The sequence below is a fragment of the Psychrobacter cibarius genome (assembly GCA_030686115.1).
Classification (GTDB): domain Bacteria; phylum Pseudomonadota; class Gammaproteobacteria; order Pseudomonadales; family Moraxellaceae; genus Psychrobacter; species Psychrobacter cibarius_C.
The window spans coordinates 465,867-488,960 of record CP131612.1 but is presented as its reverse complement, the minus strand read 5'-3'; the positions used below and the strand labels follow the sequence as shown (position 1 = coordinate 488,960).

Here is a 23,094-nt window from a genome sequence, read left to right as displayed (position 1 = left end):
GTGACGGATTTTTAGGGTTTGTGAAGGATGCTATAATAGGGCTGAAAATAATAATCATTCGTCTAAGTATCAAAAAATAAGAGTATAAAAATGCCTAACTATAATCCGCAAGAACTACAGCAAAAATATGAGCAATGGTGCAAACTACATCGCCAGCAACTCGAAGCGCAGCAGCAGTTTTTGCAAGCTGAAGCCTTGCAAAATGAGTTGAAAAATTACTACCTAGACCCTCAATGGATGACAGATCGTGAAGCGGATCTGCCAATTGAACATTCAGGTGATGAATACTCTATCTTTAGTGAAGATGCGCTGTGGAATATGCTCAGCGACCATGATGAGCTAGCGAGAAAATGGATGCGTTTGGGGCTAGATGCGATTGATAAGAAATAGGATTTCTTTAAATTGATAAAGGCATTTTAGCTTCCCAATTCTAAATAACCTAAACTCATAAATTCTTAATAAAGCTAACGAAAATAGGTAGTTATTTCATCTGAAATTGGATGGGGTTTAGGATCTGTGGATTGTTAAGTATAGTCTGACTTATATTTTTGAATCTCACTATATAATTCAATATACCTTTCATCAAACTTTACTTTTAGCGACTCCAGATTATCTGAATTATTATTTGTAGAGTTATGATGGCGATTATACTGTGATAAGAATAACGGATTTGCTACTTCTAAGAACCTCTTGCATTCATCAACTAATTTAGGAAAGTAGAGCACAGTAATTACCTCTATCTGTCCACCTTTCTCAATAAACTCATTGATATTAATTTGCCTTGTTCCTTGCTGCTGTACATTTAACTCTAATGATCTTAAGATCATAGAAAAATCAATAAGCCTAAACACCAAATCTTCATACTTTTGTCTTAGGAAAATTTGTCGCTCATATTTATGTTCGGAGTCTTGTTTTACAAGATCATGATCGTGGTCAGAGTTCTCTTTTTTAGTATCCTGCTTATACCTTTGAACATTCAAAAAATAATTTGCTACGAATGAAACTCCTCCTCCAGTTATCACACCGATAACACCAGCTATTAATGCGTCCACTCATATTCCCTAAAGTAATATCATCCGAAATAGTCGAACGATTAGTATTCTAAATCATCCCAATCCCACTTAACAACAGCTGCCCGCCTGCAAACAATAACAACACCCCAAAGGCACGCTTAAGCGTTAGCGCTGGCAATTGGTGGGCAAGCTTGGCACCGACTTTTGCCATCGCAAAGCTAGCGACAGAAATACATAGAAAACCCGTGATATGCACAAAGCCTATCGTGCCCTCAGGCAGATTGACCACATCTTGCCCGAACCATGCAAACCCTGCCGCACCAGCCAATGCAATCGGCAATCCACAAGCGGCAGACGTGCCGACCGACTGCTTCATCGGTAGTCCAGCCCAATTCAAAAACGGCACGGTTAAGCTGCCACCGCCAATACCAAAAATAGACGACGCCATGCCAATCCCTGTACCCGCGCCAAACTGTACGCCAGCTGACGGTAGCGGTTTGCCCAGCTGCTCTTTATTGGACAAAAACAGCATTTTTAAAGCGACCAATAACGCGCCGATACCGATGATGGCTTGCAGTACTTTACCGTCAATCATATCGGCAATACCTGCTCCCACCAAACTACCGATGACCAAGCCGAGTGCCATTTTGCGCCACACTTCCCAACGTACGCCGCCACGCTTATTGTGCGCAGTCATTGAGCTGATCGAGGTCACAACGATGGTCGCCAGTGACGTACCAATCGCCAAATGGGTCACCACTTCTGGCGAAAAATTATAAGCAGTAAAAATCCATACCAATGCTGGTACGATAATCATGCCGCCGCCAACGCCAAATAGACCTGCACTGACACCCGCAAATGCCCCTGCAATCACAAACCACACATATAACATCATCGAATCAGCCTTTTATCACACTTATTTTTATAAAAATTCTTTAGTTTTATAATCACTTGCCTATCGCATTTGCTAAATCATAATCCGACCTTTATGCTGTTTATTTGATACTGTCTAATCGTGACAATCTCATGGCAATCGCCCAGTATAACAAAGATTATCCACGCCATATTAACCACATCGACGAAACTTATGCCGCCATTTTCCAATTTTTCTGACGACTCATTAGAGCTTCATCATTTACCGCAGCTGAACCATCGACACCTTGTCAGCAGCGCCTCTACCAACAGCGAACTAATAGCAGATGTACAACATGGCACGTTAAATGCTGCGCAGATGCATTTACTGACCGCTGAAACCCAAAGCGCAGGTCGTGGGCAGCACGGGCGCTCGTGGCAATCACCGCGCGGCAATGTCTATCTGTCGTTATATCATCCTGTTCATCTGCCGATTAGCGGTTTATTGTCGTTAATTATTGGCGTTGAACTGGCAAAAATGCCCGTTATTCAAATATTAAATGAGCAATTACGCGCGCAAGGATTGACGCCAATTGGGGTAAAATGGGCAAATGATTTGGGCTTTTATCAACTGCCATCTGACTCAGTGTCAAATGAGCCTAAACTGGCAGCACAAACCCTACCTTTTAATAAACTTGCGGGTATTTTAATAGAACCTGTTACCCAAACGGGCAAATTGGTCGGCGTGGTGATGGGCGTAGGACTTAATGTACAGGCAACGCCCAACCTCACTGCAAAAACCTGCGAAGGCATGAGTTATCAGGCGATTAGCCTACAGGATATTTATGAGAGGCTAAAACCAGAGACAGATATTGTGAGTCTGCCAAGCCTAAAAATACTTTACCAACAAATGAGTAAAGCCCTGCTAGCCGCGATGACACGCTTTGAGCACCTAGGATTAGAGAAGCCCACTGGTCAAAGCTATAATTTGGACAGCTTTTTAAAACAGTTTGATTCGATGGACGCACTGGTAGGATTACGCTTGCATGTTACTCAAGAGTATAACGGTAAAACAGATAGCATCACAGGTTATGCTTGTGGTCTTGATACACATGGATGTTTGCAATTGCGTCAAGATAGCGGTAAGATTTCTGCGCTTTTTACCGGACGCATCGACGTTATTGACAAGGCTTAAATCAAAGACCCAATGGGCACGATATAAAGGGATTTTTATGCTCTGGTTAGATCTTGGCAACACCCGCCTAAAATACTGGCTCACCGATGATATCGGACAAATAGTCGCGCATGATGCCAAGCAACATTTGCAAGCGCCTGCCGAACTATTGATGGGTTTGACCGATCGCTTCGAGCGTTATGCGCCTGATTTTATTGGTATATCATCGGTGCTGGGCGACGATTTGAATGTTAAAGTGTCAGAGACGTTAGGTCGTCTGAATATTCCGTTTGAGTTTGTCCATGTCGATGCTGCGCATGCTTTGATGAAGAGTGCTTATAATGACGAACAGCTCGGCTGTGATCGTTGGCTACAGATGCTGGGCGCCGTGGATAAGAAAAAACGTCAATGCGTGATTGGCTGCGGTACTGCGGTGACCATTGACTTGATTGATCATGCTGAGCATTTGGGCGGTTATATTTTCCCCAGTATTTATCTGCAACGTGAATCACTATTTTCAGGCACTAAGCAAATTACCATATCCAATGGCACCTTTGATAGTGTTGGTCAAGGCATGACCACACAAGATGCGGTACATCGCGGTATCTTGCTCTCTATTGTCGGTGCCATCAATGAGATTAGCCATCGCCATCCCAACTTTGAAGTCATCATGACGGGTGGTGATGCAGCCATTATTTCTCAGCATGTTAATCGACCAGTACGCTTGCGTGATGATTTATTGTTGAATGGTCTGGCACGATATTTTGATCATACCAAACAGTCGTAATACTCAATAGATACTTTTACATTGAAAACAAAAAAAGCAGTACGTGTAAGGCGTACTGCTTTTTAGTATTGTTTAAGCTTTAGTAATACTCAAATATTATTGGAACGGTTACTTTGCCTACTACTGTCTTACTATCTTTTCTAAATGGTTTCAAAAGACTGCGGCGTAACTCTCTCATAAACTCACTATCAATTTTATCGGAGCCACTACTCTTCAATACGGTAATATTTGCAACTTTACCTTCCTGATTTACAATTAATAAAAATTTCATTTCCGCACGTTTGAGTTTGCAAGGTTCTTCCGGATCACAATTACCCTCTAAGTTGCGAATGTGACGACTATCGAACCTTGGTTGATGTACCCACTTCGCATCAGAAGTTGAAAACTGAATGACGGGTTGCGATGGTGACATTTCTGCTAACTCAGCATTTGCTGAGTGTACCGCAAATACACTCAGTAGAAATAGCGCTTTTGTCAGCACAGAAATAATAGTTAATCGCAGATTTATCTTGAAGCGTGTTTTAGGTGTGGTAATAGTCAGCAGCATAGACGGTATCTTATAAATATGGCGAATAAAAAAGGCTAAGAAGTAACTCTATTAATCGATTATTGTCAATCAAAAAATAAAATATACCTTAGCACAATTGTTCGTTATTAACCAGCCGTTGTCCTAAGCTAGTCTGGTTATGCCAAATTTAGAAAGTCGCTGATGATAGTATTATATTTTTATACTATTTAGTCTCATTAAATAGCTCACGACCAACCAGCATACGGCGGATTTCACTGGTACCTGCGCCAATCTCATACAACTTGGCATCGCGCCAGTAGCGACCAAGTGGATACTCATTGGTGTAGCCATTACCACCAAATATTTGAATGCCCTCGCCTGCCATCCAGGTGGCTTTTTCGGCACACCATAAAATCACACTAGCGCAGTCTTTACGTACTTCTCGGCTATGACCGGCACCGCGCTGATCTAGCATGTCCAAATTCTTGCCGACGGTATATAAGAAACTACGACCTGCTTGCAGTATCGTATACATATCCGCCACTTTACCTTGGATAAGCTGAAACTCGCCAATCGCTTGACCAAACTGCTTACGGTCATGGATATAAGGCACGACATTGTCCATCACGGCTTGCATGATACCGATAGGACCTGCGGCCAATACGGCACGCTCATAATCTAGCCCGCTCATCAGTACCTTGACGCCTTCATTGAGACCGCCTAAGATATTTTCGCTTGGTACGGTCACATTGTTAAAGGTCATCTCACCCGTATGGCTACCACGCATGCCAAGCTTATCAAGCTTTTGCGCTGTGCCGAAACCTTCCATACCTTTTTCAACGATAAAGGCCGTCATGCCTTTCGCGCCTAGCTCAGGATTGGTCTTAGCATAAACCACCATCACGTCAGCATCGGGACCATTGGTAATCCACATTTTACTACCGTTTAACACATAGCTACCGTCTTTTTCTTCAGCTCTGAGCTTCATGCTGACGACGTCTGAGCCAGCGCCCGTCTCACTCATAGCCAATGCACCGATGAACTCACCGCTGACCAGTTTTGGCAAATACTTTTGTTTTTGTGCTTCAGAACCGTTACGTTTGATTTGGTTGATACATAGGTTTGAGTGCGCACCATAGCTCAACGCTACCGATGCCGAAGCGCGGCTAATCTCTTCCATCGCGACCATATGTGCGACGTAACCCATGTTAGAGCCGCCGTACTCTTCAGGAACGGTAATACCATGTAGACCGATGTCACCCATTTTTTGCCATAGATCCATGGGAAACTCATCACTACTGTCGATTTCGCTTGCACGCGGGGCGATTTCATTGGTTGCAAACTGCTGCACCATATCGCGTAATGCATCAATATCTTCGCCAAGTTGAAAATTCAATCCAGGTAAACTCATAACTATTCCTTGTGTTTTAATATTTTTAAATTTCGAATTTTAATCTGTTTTTTAAAGCCACTGTAACTATATCTTTAATGCCATTTCTGATGCCATAGTCAATCCACTATACTAATTAAGACTGGCGTTTGTTAATGGCGCTTGTTGATGAGGGCACGTGCTACATTTGAGCCATTTGGACGCTTTAAGAACTCACTGATACGCTCGCCTGCCACGACCAATTTATCCAAATCAATACCCGTGCTAATACCCATACCATGTAGCATATACACCACATCTTCGGTCGCAACATTGCCCGTTGCGCCTTTGGCATAAGGACAGCCGCCCAGTCCAGCCACTGAGGTATCAAATTCACTAACACCCATTTGTAGTGCCGCTAAGGTATTGCTCAATGCTTGACCGTAAGTATCGTGAAAATGACCCGATAGCATAGAGATATCAGCATATTCTAAAGCGGCTTGTAAGGCGCGCTGTACCTTGAGCGGTGTACCAACACCAATGGTATCGGCAATGCCAATCTGCTCAGCACCAATCTCAACCAATCGTTTGGTGACGTACGCTACTTGGCTTGGGTCAATGTCGCCTTCATAAGGACAGCCAACCGTACAAGAGATAACGCCTCGTACTTTGATGCCTTGCGCTTTTGCAGCCGCAGCTACTGGCGCAAAACGCTCGATACTCTCATCAATACTACAATTGATATTTTTTTGACTAAAGGTTTCACTTGCTGAACCAAAAATAACGATTTCATCAGGACGATGAATGATGGCGTTTTCAAAGCCGCGCATATTAGGTACCAGTACCGAGTAGCAAATATCTGTCTGCCGTGTCGGCGCTAGCGCATCAAGTAGCGCGCTATTATCGCCCATTTGTGGCACCCACTTTGGCGAGACAAAACTGGTTGCTTCTAGCTTTTTGACACCGGCTGCAATCAAATCATTGATAAGCGCTTGCTTAACCTCAGTCGGCACCGTCGTTGACTCGTTTTGTAGTCCATCACGCGGACTGACATCAACGATTCTGACGTGACTTGGATATGAATGATTTAGATACGAATGGCTCATGCTTGTCGTCCTTTTTATTACTTACCTATTATTAAGCTATGTCAGCTATTCGCTCTCAGTATTTTCGCCAGCATCAATGCGTAATAACTCGTCACCATCAGCGACCAAATCACCGGCTGCAAATAGCAATTCTGCCACCACGCCATCCGTCGGCGCAGTAATAGTGTGCTCAATTTTCATCGCTTCGATGACTGCTAATGGCTCACCTTTTTTCACGGTATCGCCAACCGCTACTTTAAAGGCAACAACCTGTCCTGGCATCGGTGATTTTAAGCTACCGACCGCTGCAGACTCCTCGCCTACATGCGCCATGATATCAACAAGCGTAATCTCGTCACGGCCACTGTCTGTGAACACATAAACCGTCTCATTAAGCACCCAGCTTTGCGCGCTAGTACGTGCACCATCTAACCATAACGTATGATTGTGCTCGTCGCTACTGGCATAGCTCACTTGACCTTCATAAACCGTTTCGGTCTGAGCAGCGACATTGATATTGCTAACATCCTGCGTATTAGCGACTTCTTTTTCAATAACGAGCGTAAAGCTACTGAGGTTATCGCTGCCTTTTTTACTATCAGAACAATTTGAATTGTGCCAGTTATTCATGCGGGCAGTATAAGCATTCTCATCATAAACCAAGCTAAATGAGCGAGTATAATCGTTATAAGCACGGAAGCCAGTAGGTTTGCTAAATGGATCAATATCTGACTCTTGCGTCGCCATCTCGCTCGCAAGCTGACGAGTAATGGCGGTCACAACCAGCGTCGATAATGCCAAAGGCTGCTGATTAAAAATTGCATCACGCTCGTGCTCAATCAATGCCGTATCAAGATTGGCTTTGCTAAAAGATTCTGTATTTAAGATATAACGTAAAAATGCCGCGTTATTCGGCAAACCCACGATACGGGTTTGTGCCAGAGCCCGATCAAGCTTGGCTAATGCCTGCTCTCGCGTTGGTGCATGGACGATGAGCTTGGCAATCATAGAGTCATAGAACGGACTAATCACATCGCCTTCGCGCACGCCATCATCGATACGCACACCAGTACCGTCTTTATCAATTACAAAGGTGCTGTGTTCAGGTTTCTGATACGTAAATAACGTACCTGTCGCTGGTAAGAAGCTATTATCAGGGTTTTCGGCACAGATGCGCGCCTCAATTGCATGACCGTTGATAGTCAGATCGGCTTGGGTTTTTGGTAATGGCTGACCTGCCGCGACTAAGAGCTGCCATTCGACCAAATCGACACCGGTAATCGCTTCACTGACTGGATGCTCAACCTGCAAGCGCGTATTCATTTCCATGAAATAAAAATTCATAGAATCTTCGCGCTGCTCAACGATGAACTCAACTGTGCCTGCACCAACATAATCGACCGCACGAGCCGCTTCGATGGCAGCGGTGCCCATCGCCTCACGCATCGCAATATCAACACCCGGTGCAGGCGCTTCTTCTAATACTTTTTGGTGACGGCGCTGTACGGAGCAATCACGCTCAAACAGATGCACATAGTTGCCATGCGTATCACCAAATACTTGGATTTCAATATGGCGCGGTTTTAAGGCATATTTTTCAACCAACACTTTATCATCACCAAAACTGGTAATGGCTTCACGGCGACATGAGTCTAATAAATCCACAAAGTCGCTACTTTGCTCCACGATACGCATGCCTTTACCGCCGCCACCAGCACTGGCTTTGATCAATACTGGATAGCCAATAGCGTCTGCTTGCTGCTGCAAAAATTCTGCATCTTGATTATCACCATGATAACCCGGTATCAGTGGCACGCCCGCTATTTCCATCAATCGCTTGGATTCAGATTTGCCGCCCATGGCGCGGATAGCATCAGCTGAAGGGCCAATAAATACCAGTCCTGCATCCTGACAGGCTTGCGCAAAATCTGCATTTTCGCTTAAAAATCCATAACCCGGATGAATTGCTTGGGCACCAGTCTCAAGCGCTATCGCGATAATCGCATTACCTTTTAGATAGCTGTCTTTCGGCGCTGAGCCACCCAAGTAGATGGCTTCATCACAGACAGCCACATGCTTGGCCTCACGATCCGCATCAGAATAGACAGCAACGGTACTGACGCCAAGATGCTTGGCAGTCGCAGCCACTCGGCAAGCAATTTCACCACGGTTGGCAATTAGAATTTTAGAAAACATAACTATCCCTGTGTGTTATCGTTTTTATTTGAGGTCTTGTCTATTGACTCATTTATCTCTCGTGCACTATTAATCTGCCGTTAACCAATTGGGCTTACGTTTTTGCAAAAAGGCTTGCACGCCCTCTTTGCCTTGCTCTGATGAGCGAATATCAGCAATACCCTTTACTGTATCGGCAATCAGCTCATCAGTGATCGGCGCACCCGCGACATTGTGTAATAGCTGCTTGCAGGTTTTGACTGCATCAGGGCTGTTTTTGACAACTTTGCTACAAAATATAGCAACCTCATCAGCCAGCCATTCTTCGCTAACCCGCTCATGAATAAAGCCAAGCTGACGTGCTTTTTTGGCATCAAATACTTCAGCACTTAAGAAGTAACGCTGTGAGGCTCTAGCGCCTAGCGCTCGTATGACATAAGGGCTAATCGTTGCAGGAGCTAAGCCCAAACGTACTTCGCTTAAGCAGAAGTTTGCAATTTTGACAGCGATGGCCACATCACAGACGGCTACTAAACCCATGCCGCCTGCATAAACATCACCTTGAATAGCCGCAACGGTTGGTTTCGGACACTCGTAAATAGTTTTAAGCATTTGCGCTAATTTGTCCGCGTCTGCTAAGTTTTCTTCATAGCTATAATCTGCCATGGCACGCATCCAATTCAAATCGGCACCTGCACAGAATGCCTTGCCAGCAGCGGCTAGTACAATGACACGTACCTCATTATCAGCGCCAAGCGTATTGAATGCATCGGTTAGCTCAGCAATCATTTCATCGTTAAAGGCATTACGTATCTCAGGGCGGTTTAAGGTCACCGTAGCCACGGGCTGTTCCACTTTAACTAATAAGCTTTTATAATTTTTATCACTGTCTTTTTGCATAACTTTCTCTATATTTTTATGTAAATATTTAAACAAACGCTTGGTCAATCCATAATAATGTTAGTACAAGGAAACCGAATGTAGATGTACAAATCGTACTTCAAATGAGATTGACGCAGTAGTCGCTTATTATGGGAAGACCTTAGAATGATTACATTCTAAAGACACCAAATGTTGTCTCTTCAATCGGTGCGTTATAGGCGGCGCTCAACCCTAGTGCCAATACATGACGCGTATCGGCAGGGTCAATCACGCCGTCATCCCATAGACGTGCGGTGGCATAATATGGGTGACCTTGCTTTTCATACATATCGAGAATCGGCGCTTTAAATGCGGCTTCATCATCATCACTCCATGCCTCGCCTTTACGGTCAAAGTTGTCACGCTTGACTGTTGCCAATACTGATGCTGCTTGCTCTCCACCCATCACCGAGATACGCGCATTTGGCCACATCCATAAAAAGCGCGGGCTATAAGCACGACCACACATGCCGTAGTTGCCAGCGCCGAACGAGCCACCGACAATGACCGTGAACTTTGGCACTTTTGCATTGGCGACTGCCATGACCATTTTGGCACCATGACGGGCAATGCCTTCGTTTTCATATTTGCGACCAACCATAAAGCCAGTGATGTTCTGCAAAAATACCAATGGAATTTTGCGCTTGCAACATAGCTCAATAAAGTGCGTGCCTTTTTGCGCTGACTCACTAAATAAGATACCGTTGTTGGCAATGATACCGACTGGCATCCCTTCGATATGAGCGAATCCGCAAACCAGCGTCGTGCCAAATCGCGCTTTAAATTCATCAAAAGCACTGTCATCTACGATACGAGCAATGATTTCTTTGATGTCAAATGGCTTACGTTTATCGGTTGGAATGACGCCATACAACTCTTTGGCATCATAGCGTGGTGGACGCGGTTTGATTTGATTGGGCACTTGCTTCGCAGGACGATTTAGATGGCTAACGATATTGCGCGCAATTGACAACGCATGCGTATCGCTTTGTGCTAAGTGATCGACGACCCCTGACAGACGGGTATGCACATCGCCGCCGCCCAAGTCTTCGGCAGTAACTTCTTCACCTGTCGCCGCTTTGACCAGTGGTGGACCACCCAAAAAGATGGTGCCTTGGTCTTTGACGATGATCGACTCATCACTCATCGCTGGCACATAAGCCCCGCCAGCCGTACAGCTGCCCATGACCACAGCAATCTGAGGAATACCAGCGGCACTCATATTGGCCTGATTAAAGAAGATGCGACCAAAGTGTTCTTTATCGGGGAACACATCATCTTGATTGGGTAAGTTAGCACCGCCTGAATCCACCAAATAAACACAAGGCAAATTGTTTTCTTGCGCGATTTCTTGCGCACGCAGATGTTTTTTGACAGTCATTGGATAATAAGTGCCGCCCTTTACCGTGGCATCATTACAGACGATCATACACTCAATACCATTGATACGACCGATACCCGCAATCACGCCAGCAGCAGGAATCTCTTCGCCATACATATCGTGTGCAGCCATCGGTGCCACTTCTAAAAATGGCGTACCCACATCTAATAAACGCTCGACACGCTCACGAGGCAGCAGCTTGCCACGCGCTAAATGCTTGGCACGGGCACGCTCTGAACCGCCTTGCACGACTTTACGTAAGTGACCATATAAGTCATCGACCACCGCTTGCATCGCAGCACTGTTTTGCTGAAATTCAGCGGCGTTTGGACTCAGTTTACTGGTTATGATAGCGCTCATGACATCCCTTTTTCTTTAATTCGTAGATACGTAAATGCGAGTGGCTTTTTTCTTTTAGTCTTGACTCATAATAATAATTTTCAATATAACAGATCTGAAATAGTCTTTAGTATTAGAGATTAAGTCATCATCTGACTACAAACCCAGCTCTTCTATCATCTGCTCGATGATTTTATATTTCTGAATTTTTCCAGTAATAGTCATTGGATATTCGGTCACGAAACGATAATAAGTCGGCACTTTATAATGAGCGATATGCTCGCTACAGAACTGGCGAACTTCCTCTTCCGTCAAGCTATCTGCTTCTTTAGGAATAATCCATGCCGCCAATACTTCGCCATACTTTTTATCAGGAATACCGACGATTTGCACATCTCGAATCTTCGGATGACGATAGAGATAGTTTTCGATTTCGACAGGATAGATATTCTCTCCACCACGAATCACCATGTCTTTACTACGACCAACGATTTTGACATAACCATCTTCATCCATCGTAGCCAAATCACCCGTATGCATCCAACCATCTTGGATGGCTGCGCGGGTTTTGAAGCGACTGCCCCAATAGCCTTTCATCACTGAATAACCGCGTGTCAGCAACTCACCGGTCTCGCCCAATGCGACAGTCTCACCCGTCGCCGTATTGATGACTTTGACCTCAAGCGCAGGCTGCACTAGGCCAACGGTAGATACTTGCTTATCAAGTGGCGTATGTTCATTGGTTTGACAAGATACTGGACTGGTCTCTGTCATGCCATACGCAATGGTGACTTCGCTCATGTGCATCTCATCGATGACGCGGCGCATGACTTCAATCGGGCAACTAGAGCCTGCCATGATGCCCGTACGCAAAGTCGATAAATCAAAGTTTTTAAACTCCGGATGGTCAAGCTCAGCGATAAACATCGTTGGCACACCGTGCAGACCCGTACACTTTTCTTCTTCCACCGCTTGTAATACCGTCAATGGCTCAAAACCATCGTTCGGATAAACGATACAGCCACCATGCGTGAGAATCGCTAAATTACCAAGCACCATACCAAAGCAATGGTAGAGTGGCACCGGAATACACAGTTTATCCTCTTCTGTGAGATTCATAGCCTCACCGATGAAGTAACCGTTGTTAAGAATATTACGATGGCTTAATGTTGCACCTTTTGGCGTACCAGTCGTGCCACTGGTGAACTGTACATTAATGGCATCCGTATTTTTGAGCTGGGCTTGACGCTCGGCAACACGAGGATCGTTGGCATCGCCTTCCGCCATCCATGCAGAGAACTTCTGCATAAAGCCAAAGGTTTCCTCAGATGCTGGCTCATCAATCCAAATGATACGTTCAATCGTCGGAATTTCGACCAAATCAAGCTGGGTATAGTCTTTGTGATAAATCTCAGGACACAGTTCACTGATGAGACTGGCGTAATCGCTGGTTTTAAAATGACGCATGAGCACAAGCGCCGAGCAGCCCAATTTATTCAAGGCATATTGCAGCTCAAAGGTACGATAGGCAGGATTGATATTGACAAGGATAATACCGACTTTTGCCGTTGCTAACTGCATGAGCAGCCATTCAGCATTGTTGTGTGACCAGATACCGATGCGATCGCCGATTTCCAGCCCCATCTCAATCATACTACTGGCCAGCTGATTGACTTGCTGTTGCAGCTCGCGGTAGGTCCAGCGAATATTTTGATGGCGAGAAACCAAAGCTTCGCGCTCTGGATATTTGGATACAATAGCATCAAAAAAGTCACCGATAGTCGCTTCAATGAGCGGCACATCAGGACCTTTATCATAGCTTTGGGTAAGCGGTGCATTTGCTGAGCGTGCGCCCATATTAATACTAGGAATGCTATTTAGAATAGTATCAAAATCAATTTTAGTCGCATCAAAATCAGAAGTTTGCGTCATAACGAGTCCTTTCATTTTACTTTTTATGGTGCTTATTAGTCGCCTATCACCGATTCATTCTTCCTTGAACAGGTATTAACTAGCGTTAGCTACTATACCGTCTTAAATCGAAGACTGTCAATAATAGTAATACAATATGTATCATTTAAAATGATAATATAAGATAAATTCATCAGTCATGATTAAGTGACGAATTTCTTGAATGACTTAAATCAAAAAAGCCAGCCTTATCACACATAGAAAAAAGCTGGCTTTTCCAGTGATCAATAGTCTCAAATCACTCCAGACCCAACTCTTCTATCATTTGCTCAACGATTTTGAATTTCTGAATTTTACCAGTGATGGTCATTGGATATTCATCGACGAAACGAAAGTAGGTCGGCACTTTATAATGAGCGATATGGTCACAACAAAACTGCCTTACCTCTTCTTCGCTTAAGCTATTTGGCTCTTTTGCAATAATCCACGCCGCGAGTACCTCACCATACTTTTTATCAGGAACACCAACAATTTGTACATCGCGAATCTTCGGATGACGATAGAGATAGTTCTCAACTTCTACTGGATAGATATTTTCGCCGCCGCGGATGACCATGTCCTTGCTACGTCCAACCACAGTGATGTAGCCATCTTCATCCATTACCGCCAAATCACCCGTATGCATCCAGCCATCAGTAATCGCCGCGCGTGTTTTAAAGCGGCTGCCCCAATAGCCTTTCATCACCGCGTAGCCATAAGTGAGTAATTCGCCCGTCTCTCCAGTCGGGACGACATCACCCGTTTCAGTGTCGACAATTTTGACCTCAAGCGCGGGCAGCACCATCCCTACGGTAGAGACTCTTTTTTCGAGTGGCGTTTGCGAGCTGGTTTGACAAGAAGCTGGACTGGTCTCGGTCATGCCATAAGCAATCGTCACCTCGCTCATGTGCATTTTATCCATGACGCGGCGCATGACCTCAATTGGACAGCTAGAGCCGCCCATGATACCAGTACGCAAGCTGGACAAATCAAAGCTGTCGAATTCTGGATGATCGAGCTCCGCAATAAACATCGTCGGTACCCCAAGCAGAGCGGTACATTTTTCCTCTTCCACCGTTTGCAATACCGTTAGCGGATCAAAACCATCGTTGGGATACACCGCGCAGCCACCATGGGTCAAAATGGCTAAGTTACCACCCACCATCCCAAAGCAGTGATAAAGTGGTAATGGAATGCATAGCCTATCTTCCTCTGTCAGCCTCATACCTTCGCCAAGGAAGTAGCCATTATTCAAGATATTTCGATGCGTTAAAGTAGCGCCTTTGGGTGTACCCGTTGTCCCACTAGTAAACTGCACACTAATAGCATCGGTATTCTTTAGCTGGGCTTGGCGCGCAGCTAAACGAGGGTCGTTTGCATTACCCTCTGCCATCCAAGCAGAGAATTTCTGCATAAAATTGAAATTTTCATCAGATGCTGGCTCGTCAATCCAAATGATACGCTCAATCGTTGGAATCTCCACCAAGTCTAATTGCTGATAGTTCTTATGATAAATCTCAGGACAAAGCTCACGAATCATTTGTGTATAGTCGCTGCTTTTGAAATGACGCATCAATACCAATGCCGAACAGCCCAGCTTATTCAGTGCATATTGCAGCTCAAAGGTACGATAAGCAGGATTAATATTGACGAGGATAACGCCGACTTTCGCGGTTGCCAATTGCATCAGCAGCCATTCAGCATTATTGTGTGACCAGATACCGATGCGATCGCCGATTTCTAGCCCCATTTCAATCATGGCACTCGCTAACTGATTAACTTTCTCTTGTAGTTCGCGATACGTCCAGCGAATATTTTGATGACGAGAAACCAATGCTTCACGCTCTGGATATTTATTGACAATGGCGTCAAAAAAATCACCGATTGTCGCTTCAATCAGCGGCACATCAATGCCTTTATCATGGCTTTGGATGAGTGGCGCATTTGCTGAACGCGCGCCTACATTAACTTTGGGGATATTGTTGAGAATATTGTTATTAGGCGTACTTTCATTAATAATGCTGTCAAAATCGGTAATCTGAGTCATCATGAGTCCTTTCGTTTTGCTGTTTGGTGTTTAATGTTTGTACTGATATAAAACTGATTATTAGACAACTTTCTATAATCATAGAAAGTAAAAATGTGCTACTACCGTAAACACGATATTCTTCCTTGAATATGTTTGTGCAATAGACATGATAGTCAAATCACGCTCCAACCAATATAGCGCCTTAAACAAAAGACTGTCAATCATATAGATACAGTGCGTATCGATTATGATTAATCTAAAAAGTAATAGCCGTAAAAAAGCCAGTGCTGCATAAAGATGGCAACACTGGCTATGATTTAGAGCTTTTTTAATCTTTAAGCTTTAGGGTTGGCATGCGATTTAATCGTTACTGTTGCGCTGACTTCATCACTATCATTTAGCAAGTCCATGACCAGCTCTTCATCACTTTCTATCTTGACCTGCCAATTACCAGTCGCTTTTGGCACACCTGTCACCATGACGGAGATTGCTTTATTTTTCAGGCGAATCATGGGTGGCTTATGATCGTAGCCATTATGATCTAGACCCAATACATCATCAGCAATGGTAGCAGCCTGCGCGCGTAACGGTGCGACATAGCGACACGGCACGCCATCGATAGACATACAGTCACCAATCGCATAAATATTGGCCGTACTGGTACGCAAGGTCGGCGCATCCACCACGATACCAGTGCGACGGTCAAAATCGACACCAGCTGCGGCAGGTAGTTTGTCATCGACCGTCAGACCGGTACTAGCAATCACATGATCGACCATAAGTGGTTCGATTGCCTCAGCAGTACTGCTTTCTGTCGCTGATGCTAACGCCTCATAACTGACCTGCAGTTTTCCATCACTGATACGAGTAATAGCAGATACCTGATACCCTCCTAAAAAGTTAATCCCTTGCGATTTGACCGCTTGCGCAATACGAGCCGTTGCTTTTGGCGGTAGCATTTGTGATAGCGGCGCATCGTTTAAATCAATGAGTGTCACCTGATGACCTGCTTTTAACAAGTCCTCGGCAATCTCTGTCCCAACCATACCAGCACCGACGATAGCAACGTGCTGACTGCCAGTTGCTAGCTTTTCTTGCAACTGTCCAAAACGCTCAATATGATTGACATGCCATACTAGATCCTCTGGCAAGCTTTTTGGGAAGATAGGATGCGCACCCATCGCTAGTACCAGCTTATCATAGCCAATCGTAGCATAATCCGTGTTGGCTGGATCTGAGCGCATCGCAGAGATAAGCTGCAACTGTTGAGTGGTCGTATCAACATCAGTCACTTGCGTGTTGGCAAGTAGCTTAACATTTGCAGCTTCTGCGGCATCAACGCCAGTCGCTCTGACCAAATCTGCCGCACTTTTCTTTTGGCTAATCGCCATGGTCAGCATTGGCTTGTGATAACGATCGCCACTGTCGGCAGTAATTAAGGTAATCGGGATGTCTTTGTCTTTTGCACGAATGGCATCAATCACATGCCAGCCTGCCAAACCTGCACCAATAATGACGATACCTTTAGATGATTCTACTAATGAATTTTCTACACTCATATGAACTCCAATACGGTTTATGAATTATTTTAATTATCAAAAATATTGACCGCTATTGTATCAGTAAACAGGTATTCACTCACCTTTTCACTTATGTAGTGAATCGTATCAATGTCGCGATTGAATGTATCAATCTACTAATATTCTATTGGCACAGAAAAAGCACCTATTAATAGGTGCTATAAAAAAACATTTTGATCCAGATCAAACTCCATACGTTTTGCCGTTGCTTGCATGGTTTTAGTATCTATTAACTTCTCCAAGCAATATAGACTGGCATGAATACCTGCGCTTATTCCTGCCGAAGTTATCAACTTAGCACTTTCATCACTAGCGTCGACAAAACGAGTATGAGAGATCACATCAATATCAGCATAGGATGCTAGATTATCTAAGTCCATCCAATGAGTGGTTGCAGACTTGCCAGCCAATAACCCAGCCTTAGCTAGCAACAAAGCACCCGTGCAAACTGAAAGTGTCAAATCAACGAGCTTAGCTTGAGTGACAATCCAATCGATAACCACTGGATTGTTTATCTCTATTTTTTCGGCACCATAACCACCAGGAACTACTAAAACATCAATGTCTGGATGGTTGGAAAAACTGTAATCAGGAATAACTCGTAGACCGTTTCTAGCAGATATCGGCGCTTGACTCTCAGCAATGGTAATAACTTTGAAGTACTTATCACTAGTAGCATTGGCAGCCAATGAAAACACCTCAAAAGGTCCTGCGAAGTCCAACACTTCGACTTCGTTAAATAGTAATATTCCAACGGTTCGCATTGATGTCATTCTTTGTCCTCGAATGAATGTTAGATAAAATGCAACTTATTACAAGCGTATAGATACTAGAATAGAGTCACAAAAGCGTGCCTTAAAAAACGATAAAGACAGCTAACCTGTCACTATCGTTGATCCTATCTAAATGAAATACGTTGTCAGGCTTATTCAGTCTACTATTTATAATACTGTCAGTTGCCCTTTTTGTACCCACATTATATTAAACCAACTATATCATTTACTTATACCAATAATATCCTTGAATATATAAATCTACTAATATTCTGCGGGCACAAAAAAAGCGCCTATTAGTAGGTGCTTTTTAGAGATGCTATTTATAAACAATTCAAATAATGAAATAGAGATTTTAATGATTCAAAATCTTCGATAAGAAAAGTTGCGCGCGATCACTTTTTGCCCCTTCAAAAAACTCATCTTTACTACAGTTCTCGACAATATGACCTTCGTCCATAAAGATAATACGATTGGCTACCTGACTGGCAAAGCCCATTTCATGGGTCACACACATCATGGTCATGCCATCGCGAGTCAACTCGACCATAACATCAAGTACTTCTTGAATCATCTCAGGGTCAAGAGCAGAGGTCGGCTCATCAAAGAGCATCGCTACAGGATCCATTGCTAGCGCTCGTGCAATCGCAACACGCTGCTGCTGACCACCCGATAGCTCCGCGGGATATTTCGCGGCCTGCACCGTTAGTCCGACGCGATCTAAATATGCCATGGCTTTTTGTTTGGCCTCGCTCTCTTTACGACCCAATACTTTAATTTGAGCGACCGTCAAATTATCAATGATAGTCAAATGCGGAAATAGCTCAAAATGCTGAAAGACCATGCCGACACGGCTGCGTAATTTCGGCAGATTGGTTTTTGCCGCACCAACTGAGATACCATTTACCATGATCCCACCTTCTTGAAAAGGCTCCAGTCCATTGACCGTTTTAATCAAGGTTGATTTACCACTACCTGATGGCCCGCACACGACGACGACATCACCTTTATGTACATGCGCCGTACAATCACTCAATACTTGAAAATCCCCATACCATTTGCTGACATCGGACATTTGAATGACCATCTCATCACTAGCATGACCATTATTGGTGACCAGTCCGCCAAAGGCATTTAAGTATGTATCAGCTTTGCTCATCACTGGCTCCTAACCACATTGTTTTTAATAATCGTCATTTAAGAAAAGTTAGATCAACTACTCAACCAAAGCCTCAACACTCAAAAAGTGCAAGCCAAGATAAATATCTATCAAAATCGCAAACGCTTTTGCAATTGTTGTACACCCACGGAGGCACTGACACTGATGATAAAATACACCGCACCAGCACCCAAAATGTAAGGCGTCAGCAAACCCATCAGCTCACCGCGTACATAGGCGGCACGGAAAAAGTCTGTCAAACCAATAGCGAAAACCAACGTCGTATCTTGGAATAAAATAATACACTGCTGCAAGATTAGCGGCAGCATTTTGCGAAAGGCTTGTGGCAAAATAACCAGACGCATGGTCTGCCCATAAGTCATACCCAGCGCTTTGGCGGCATTGACCTGCCCACTACCAATTGACTGAATACCAGCACGCACCACCTCTGAAAAGTAAGCGGCTTCAAACATCATAAATGCAACCACACAAGAGGCAAAAGCAGCATCAAGTTGTAAGTACTTACCCGCTATCCAAAAATAAATCATCGGTACGGCAAAGTAAAACCACAGTAGCACCAGTAGTAGCGGTACAGAACGAAAATAATTGACGTATAGCTTTGCTGGAATCTCAAGCGCTTTGATACCAGACAAGCGCATCAACGCCAATACCGTTCCTAAGCTAATACCACCAATAATCGCCAAAAACAGCACTTTTAAGGTGGTAATCATGCCGCCCATCAAACCAGGATAGGCTGTTGCCAATTCGGTCATCATGTTCATTTCTGACCTCCTGCAATGAGCCCAGGTACACGCAGTTTGCGCTCAATTAACCCCATAATAGCAATCAACGATAAGTTAAATACTAAATAAATAATCGTCGCATAGGTATAAATCTCGATGCTGTTTTGGGTGTATTCGCTGATGGTTTTGGTTTGACTAATCAGCTCCATTACCCCCACTAATGAGGCGACGGAGGCGTTTTTGAAGCAGTTGGTCAGCTCAGAGCTGAGCGGTGGTAAAATAATACGAAAAGCCTGCGGTAGCAGTACTTCTTTATAAACTTGTGGAATACTAAAGCCTAGTGCATAAGCAGCATTGATTTGACCTTCGGGCAACGACTCAATACCTGTACGCACCTGTTCAACGATACGAGCGGCGGTAAATAAGCCAAGACCGATACTCGCTGAGAGCATGGCTGAAGTGTTGGGCGATAAATCCTTATACCACCACTCTTGTATCGTGGGCGTGAGCCAGCCAGGTGCAATATAAAACCAAAAGAACAATTGGACAAGCAGTGGAATATTACGAAAAAATGTCACATAAGCGGTGCCAATGGCACGAGCGGTCTTATTAGGCAAAGTACGCATGATGCCAAAGATAGTACCTACGACCATAGCAATGGCCCATGCGATACTACCAATCAATAGTAGCCAGCCAAGACCAGTAATCATCCAATGGATATAAAGCTCATTACCGATACCAGTCTGCTCAAAGAGCACACCCCAGTTCCAGCTATAATTCATGGTTGTCTCTCCGAGCAGCGACTGAAAATCCTACGTGTTCAGATTGATATCAACATCAGTCTGAACACGTAAGCAAGCTATGTTGCAGGACAATAATTACTGTGCCGTCGCAACTTTCGGCTGAGCGCTGTCATGCGGACTGGCAATCAAGGCTTTTAAGTTGTCAGACATCTCAAAGTTTAGATTGACGTTCTTTGGTGGGATTGGGTTTAAGAACCACTTGTCATAAATGCTGTTGATTTCCCCTGATTTAAAGACATTCGCTAACGCTTCATCGACCACTACTTTGAACTCAGGATCATCCTTACGCATCATACAGCCATAAATCTCAAACGATTGCGGCGTGCCGACGATGACCCATTCATCAGGATTTTTTGCTTTGGCTTTTTCGCCAGCAAGTAGTACATCATCCATCATAAAGGCATCAGCGCGACCATTTTCTAGCATAAGGAAGCCTTCGCCGTGGTCTTTTGCTGAGATGATATTCATGTCCATTTTGTTGTCATCATTATACTGACGAATATAACGCTCTGAAGTTGTGCCTGCGGTGGTGACTAAGGTCTTACCTTTTAGGTCTTCGAAATCTTGAATACCTGAGTCTTTTTTGGTCAATAGACGCGTACCGATTTCAAAGAAACCGTTGGAGAATGCCACTTGTTTTTGACGCTCTTCGTTGTTGGTGGTCGAACCACATTCAAAGTCGACCGTGCCGTTTTGTACCAAGGGAATACGGGTTTGTGAGGTGATAAGGTTATAACGGACGTTGAGGTCTGGCATGTTTAGCTTTTGCTTAACTGCTTCGACGACTTTCATCTCTAAATCGTGCGCATAACCAATCGGCTGATTTGGGTCGTCAGCGATATAAGAAAATGGAATAGAAGAGTCACGGTGACCGACCACGATAGTACCCGAGTCTTTGATTTTTTGTAGAGTACCGTTGGTAGTGGTTTCTGTCGCTGTTGCATCATCTGCTGGCGCATCATTGCTGGTTTGGCTACTGTTATTACACCCTGCAAGACCTAGCGCCATAAAAGCAGCGAGAGTTAAAGGTTTAGAGAAAGATCTAGAAGATAGATAGCTCATGAGATACATCCTTTTATCACATTATCACAAGATTAAATGAGTGCTTGGACGACACAGGTCTTATTCATTTACCTTACTGCCACGCATCCATGCGGTTGTTGTTGCTGTTATTTATCACAATGCAACTTAATGTTACTGTACAACAAATTAGCGGGTGTGGGTAAAATTTTTTTAATGAGGCTTATTTTTCAAGGATATCGGGTTTAGTATCACCATAACTATCCAATAAACGCCTTTAATCTGTTAAACAATATCTAACGGGCAATTGATAAATCACGATGAATCCCCATAAAGCTAACAACTTCTTAACACTATAAATGACCTATGACACAAGATACTCAAGTCCCTAATACGGACAGCCAGAACGCTGGCAACCATAGTGACAATGACGTACGTCAACGTTTCTTTATTGAAGATTCGCCAGTGCGCGGTGATGTGGTGCGCCTATCACGCAGCTATGCCAGTACGATAGCCCAAAAGCCTTATCCTGAAGCGATCAAGCGCTTATTGGGTGAGATGCTGACAGCAGCGAGTTTGCTTATCGGCACAGTCAAAATCAATGGTCATCTGTCCATTCAATTGCAATCATCAGACAGCGATAGCTTGCTAAACTGGGCAATGGCAGAATGCAATCAAGACGGTATCATCCGTGCCCTTGCTAGCTGGAAGGGTGAGACTGATGAGCAAGTACAGGCTTGGAAAAATATGACTCATGCCAAAGAGGCATTTGCTGAATTGGGTGCGATGGGTCAAGGCGTGTTGTTTATTAACATTCAGCCTGAAGGCGGCGAAGCCTATCAAGGCATCGTCGAGCGCAGCCATGACAATTTGGCAGACTGCTTAGCGCACTACCAAAAGCAATCGGCGCAGATTCCAACCTTGATTAATTTGGCGTCTGATGGTCTGCAAGCGGGTGGAATGTTGGTACAGATGCTTCCTCGTACTGCTGAAGAAACCTATGAAGTCGAGCAAAACCAAGATGCGGGTATCGACGATGACTTATGGACACGTCTGAGCGTTTTGACACGGACAGTGAAAGCTGAAGAGTTGACCACGCTTGATGCCAACGAAATCCTTTATCGCTTGTATCATGAAGAAAATGTCGTCGCGCCCGACCCTGTTGCCTTATCATTTGGTTGCACCTGCTCACGTGAGAAATGTGAGATGGCCATTGAGCAAATCGGTGAAGCAGAAGTCTTAGACATCATTGATGAGCAAGGCGGTAACTTTGAGATGGATTGCGGATTTTGTGGCGAGATGTATAAATTTAATAAAGACGATGTGACCACGATATTTTCTGAGTAATTAGGATTTAGTGCAGCTCGCTTAGTAATAAAAAAACCCTCAAGTATCATGCTTGGGGGTTTTTAATGTCATGGCTTGAAATTTAT

General features: G+C 44.2%; 20 protein-coding genes. 4 read left to right on the top strand and 16 right to left on the bottom strand.

Annotated elements, in window-relative coordinates:
• Positions 1-90: 90 nt before the first annotated feature.
• The gene (locus Q6344_02070) at positions 91-390 is read left to right on the top strand and encodes a DUF4298 domain-containing protein (protein ID WLG14165.1); all 300 of its coding nucleotides are present in this window, start codon (positions 91-93) and stop codon (positions 388-390) included.
• 134 nt (positions 391-524) lie between these two features.
• Here Q6344_02070 and Q6344_02065 read toward each other — a convergent pair whose 3' ends face one another.
• Both Q6344_02065 and Q6344_02060 read right to left on the bottom strand, forming a co-directional pair.
• Positions 525-1,052, bottom strand: coding sequence for a hypothetical protein (locus Q6344_02065; protein WLG14164.1), 528 nt, complete (start codon positions 1,050-1,052; stop codon positions 525-527).
• 49 nt (positions 1,053-1,101) lie between these two features.
• On the bottom strand, positions 1,102-1,905 hold the full coding sequence (locus Q6344_02060) for a sulfite exporter TauE/SafE family protein (GenBank protein ID WLG15115.1): 804 nt from the start codon (positions 1,903-1,905) through the stop codon (positions 1,102-1,104).
• 195 nt (positions 1,906-2,100) lie between these two features.
• On the opposite strand from Q6344_02060, the gene Q6344_02055 reads away from it, so the two are divergent.
• Positions 2,101-3,060, top strand: coding sequence for a biotin--[acetyl-CoA-carboxylase] ligase (locus tag Q6344_02055; GenBank protein WLG14163.1), 960 nt, complete (start codon positions 2,101-2,103; stop codon positions 3,058-3,060).
• Positions 3,061-3,097: 37 nt separating this feature from the next.
• Positions 3,098-3,826: a pantothenate kinase gene (locus tag Q6344_02050; protein ID WLG14162.1), complete on the top strand. Its 729-nt coding sequence runs from the start codon at positions 3,098-3,100 to the stop codon at positions 3,824-3,826.
• Between the two features lie 79 nt (positions 3,827-3,905).
• Here the strand turns inward: Q6344_02050 and Q6344_02045 are convergent, their stop codons facing one another.
• The 14 genes from Q6344_02045 to Q6344_01980 form a co-directional block, all read right to left on the bottom strand.
• The gene (locus tag Q6344_02045) at positions 3,906-4,373 is read right to left on the bottom strand and encodes an energy transducer TonB (protein ID WLG14161.1); all 468 of its coding nucleotides are present in this window, start codon (positions 4,371-4,373) and stop codon (positions 3,906-3,908) included.
• Between the two features lie 184 nt (positions 4,374-4,557).
• Positions 4,558-5,745, bottom strand: a complete 1,188-nt coding sequence (locus Q6344_02040; protein WLG14160.1) for an isovaleryl-CoA dehydrogenase — start codon at positions 5,743-5,745, stop codon at positions 4,558-4,560.
• A 131-nt stretch (positions 5,746-5,876) separates the two neighbouring features.
• A complete protein-coding gene (locus tag Q6344_02035; protein ID WLG14159.1) occupies positions 5,877-6,809 on the bottom strand; it encodes a hydroxymethylglutaryl-CoA lyase in 933 nt (310 codons plus the stop codon).
• A 45-nt stretch (positions 6,810-6,854) separates the two neighbouring features.
• Positions 6,855-8,984 carry an acetyl/propionyl/methylcrotonyl-CoA carboxylase subunit alpha gene (locus Q6344_02030; protein ID WLG14158.1) on the bottom strand — a complete coding sequence of 710 codons (2,130 nt, stop codon included), beginning with the start codon at positions 8,982-8,984 and terminating at the stop codon, positions 6,855-6,857.
• Positions 8,985-9,053: 69 nt separating this feature from the next.
• Positions 9,054-9,863: an enoyl-CoA hydratase/isomerase family protein gene (locus Q6344_02025; protein ID WLG14157.1), complete on the bottom strand. Its 810-nt coding sequence runs from the start codon at positions 9,861-9,863 to the stop codon at positions 9,054-9,056.
• Positions 9,864-10,014: 151 nt separating this feature from the next.
• The gene (locus Q6344_02020) at positions 10,015-11,625 is read right to left on the bottom strand and encodes a carboxyl transferase domain-containing protein (GenBank protein ID WLG14156.1); all 1,611 of its coding nucleotides are present in this window, start codon (positions 11,623-11,625) and stop codon (positions 10,015-10,017) included.
• Positions 11,626-11,760: 135 nt separating this feature from the next.
• Entirely contained in the window at positions 11,761-13,536 is a 1,776-nt protein-coding gene (locus Q6344_02015; protein WLG14155.1) for an AMP-binding protein, read from the bottom strand.
• A gap of 277 nt (positions 13,537-13,813) precedes the next feature.
• A complete protein-coding gene (locus Q6344_02010) occupies positions 13,814-15,601 on the bottom strand; it encodes an AMP-binding protein (protein WLG14154.1) in 1,788 nt (595 codons plus the stop codon).
• Between the two features lie 317 nt (positions 15,602-15,918).
• A complete protein-coding gene (locus tag Q6344_02005; protein WLG14153.1) occupies positions 15,919-17,142 on the bottom strand; it encodes an FAD-dependent oxidoreductase in 1,224 nt (407 codons plus the stop codon).
• 179 nt (positions 17,143-17,321) lie between these two features.
• A complete protein-coding gene (locus Q6344_02000; protein WLG14152.1) occupies positions 17,322-17,936 on the bottom strand; it encodes a DJ-1/PfpI family protein in 615 nt (204 codons plus the stop codon).
• A gap of 355 nt (positions 17,937-18,291) precedes the next feature.
• Positions 18,292-19,023 carry an amino acid ABC transporter ATP-binding protein gene (locus Q6344_01995; GenBank protein ID WLG15114.1) on the bottom strand — a complete coding sequence of 244 codons (732 nt, stop codon included), beginning with the start codon at positions 19,021-19,023 and terminating at the stop codon, positions 18,292-18,294.
• 182 nt (positions 19,024-19,205) lie between these two features.
• Positions 19,206-19,877 (bottom strand): ABC transporter permease subunit, encoded by a 672-nt coding sequence (locus Q6344_01990; GenBank protein WLG14151.1) that lies wholly within the window; start codon positions 19,875-19,877, stop codon positions 19,206-19,208.
• Positions 19,874-20,620 (bottom strand): amino acid ABC transporter permease, encoded by a 747-nt coding sequence (locus Q6344_01985; GenBank protein WLG14150.1) that lies wholly within the window; start codon positions 20,618-20,620, stop codon positions 19,874-19,876. The genes Q6344_01990 and Q6344_01985 overlap by 4 nt, the downstream gene beginning before the upstream one ends.
• Positions 20,621-20,716: 96 nt before the next feature.
• Positions 20,717-21,703, bottom strand: coding sequence for a glutamate/aspartate ABC transporter substrate-binding protein (locus Q6344_01980; GenBank protein ID WLG14149.1), 987 nt, complete (start codon positions 21,701-21,703; stop codon positions 20,717-20,719).
• A gap of 324 nt (positions 21,704-22,027) precedes the next feature.
• Between Q6344_01980 and Q6344_01975 the strand changes: the two genes are divergently transcribed.
• The gene (locus Q6344_01975; GenBank protein ID WLG14148.1) at positions 22,028-23,008 is read left to right on the top strand and encodes an Hsp33 family molecular chaperone HslO; all 981 of its coding nucleotides are present in this window, start codon (positions 22,028-22,030) and stop codon (positions 23,006-23,008) included.
• Positions 23,009-23,094 lie beyond the last annotated feature (86 nt).